Origin of the sequence: Acidovorax sp. HMWF029 (assembly GCF_003060895.1) — a bacterium.
Lineage (GTDB): Bacteria > Pseudomonadota > Gammaproteobacteria > Burkholderiales > Burkholderiaceae_C > Acidovorax.
On record NZ_QAIH01000194.1, the window covers coordinates 1 to 2008 of the forward strand.

The 2008-nt window shown below is 61.7% G+C and carries 2 protein-coding genes; one reads left to right on the forward strand and one right to left on the reverse strand.

What is annotated here, in order from left to right; translation table 11 throughout:
* Positions 1–1048, reverse strand: a 1048-nt coding sequence (locus tag DBR12_RS13420) for an Rne/Rng family ribonuclease (RefSeq protein WP_146185536.1), incomplete at its 3' end; no start/stop codon positions are given.
* A 598-nt stretch (positions 1049–1646) separates the two neighbouring features.
* On the opposite strand from DBR12_RS13420, the gene DBR12_RS22855 reads away from it, so the two are divergent.
* The coding region (locus DBR12_RS22855) for a S4 domain-containing protein (RefSeq protein ID WP_255575918.1) at positions 1647–2008 on the forward strand (362 nt) is incomplete at its 3' end.

The window sequence follows — 2008 nt, forward strand, 5'->3', positions numbered from 1 at the left end:
CTTCCATGTCGATGAAGTCGATCACGATCAGGCCACCCAGGTCGCGCAGGCGCATCTGGCGGGCGACTTCGTCGGCAGCTTCCAGGTTGGTGCGGGTAGCGGTTTCCTCGATGTCGCCGCCCTTGATGGCACGGGCCGAGTTCACGTCAACGGACACCAGTGCTTCGGTGTGGTCGATCACGATGGCGCCGCCCGAGGGCAGGCTCACGGTGCGGGCGTAGGCCGATTCGATCTGGTGCTCGATCTGGAAGCGGCTGAACAGGGCGGCGTCGTCGCGGTAGCGCTTCACGCGGGCGGCATGCTCGGGCATGACGTGCGCCATGAACTGCTGCGCCTGTTCGTAGATGTCGTCGGTATCGATGAGGATGTCACCGATGTCGTTGTTGAAGTAGTCGCGGATCGCGCGGATCACCAGGCTCGATTCCTGGTAGATCAGGAATGCGCCCCGGCCACCCTTGGCAGCGCCATCGATGGCATTCCACAATTTCAGCAGGTAGTTCAGATCCCACTGCAGCTCGGGCGCGGTGCGGCCAATGCCGGCGGTGCGCGCGATGATGGACATGCCGTTCGGGTACTCCAGCTGGTCCATCGCCTCCTTGAGTTCGGCGCGGTCCTCGCCCTCAATGCGGCGCGAGACGCCACCACCCCGGGGGTTGTTGGGCATCAGCACCACATAGCGGCCCGCCAGGCTGATGAAGGTGGTCAGGGCTGCGCCCTTGTTGCCGCGTTCTTCCTTTTCGACCTGGACCAGCAGCTCCTGGCCTTCCTTGATGACTTCGTTGATGCGCGCCTGGCTGGGCGAAACGCCGGGTGCAAAGTACTGGCGCGAGATTTCCTTGAAGGGCAGGAAGCCGTGGCGGTCTTCGCCGTAGTCCACGAAGCAGGCTTCCAGAGAAGGCTCGACGCGTGTGACGACGGCCTTGTAGATGTTGCCCTTGCGCTGTTCGCGCCCCTCGATTTCGATTTCGTAGTCGAGGAGCTTTTGTCCGTCGACGATGGCCAGGCGCCGTTCTTCGGGCTGCGTGGCGTTGATGAGCATCCGCTTCATGATGCGATTCCTTCAGTGTTTTGTGGACAGCAGCGGTACAGCCAGCCTGACCCACAGGGAGGGCTGTGCGGGCTGCCGCCCACAGTTTCCAAACCAATACAACAAGCTCTACAGGAGCTGTGAATGCCTGGACTGACGCATCGAAACGAAGGGAATTGCCGGGAATGCCAATGATCTGCCGCGCTCTAGCGCAGCATCGTGAGGCAGGGGCGCGTGGATGGGGGCGAGTGGTAGGAACGCAGATTTGCTATCAAAAAAGTAGCTGATTGCGCTTGCTGGCTGCGCGCTAATGGCGATTTTGAGCATGCAGCCAAAGGCCGCAGCCTCCGCCACAGGGTCACCATCCATGCCATCAACAACCACATGCTCGCTTTGATCCGCTGACAGGCTGCGCCCGGGTAGGGAACATCTGCCAGCTTGGGGGATTCCGTATCAGTGTTTCAATCTGTCAGCCCGCCGCACGGCGTGCTGGCCACCACAGGCATCTGGCCTGCAATCTGCGCGCACGACGCCCGCTGGCATCGACCTGCCTGCGTGAAGCAAAGGGCTGTGTGGACTAAACTCCAGACAAATCAACCACTTACATGACAACGCGCAGGTGAAACACATTATAGGGGCCAAACCACCCGCCGCTCCTGCGGGCCTTCCCGCTGCCCGCATGGTGGAGGTCGATGAAGACTCTGCCGGCCAGCGGCTCGATAACTTCTTGATACGCCACCTGAAGGGCGTGCCCAAAACGCATGTCTACCGCATCATCCGCAGCGGTGAGGTGCGAATCAACAAGGGTCGTGCGAGTGCCGACACCCGCGTGGAAGCGGGCGATCTGGTGCGCCTGCCTCCGGTTCGAATTTCAGACAAGGTGGCTGAAAAGGCTGAGCGACCAGCGCCCGCGCGCGAATTTCCCGTCTTGCTTGAAGACGAGCACCTGATCGCCATCGACAAGCCCGCCGGTGTGGCGGT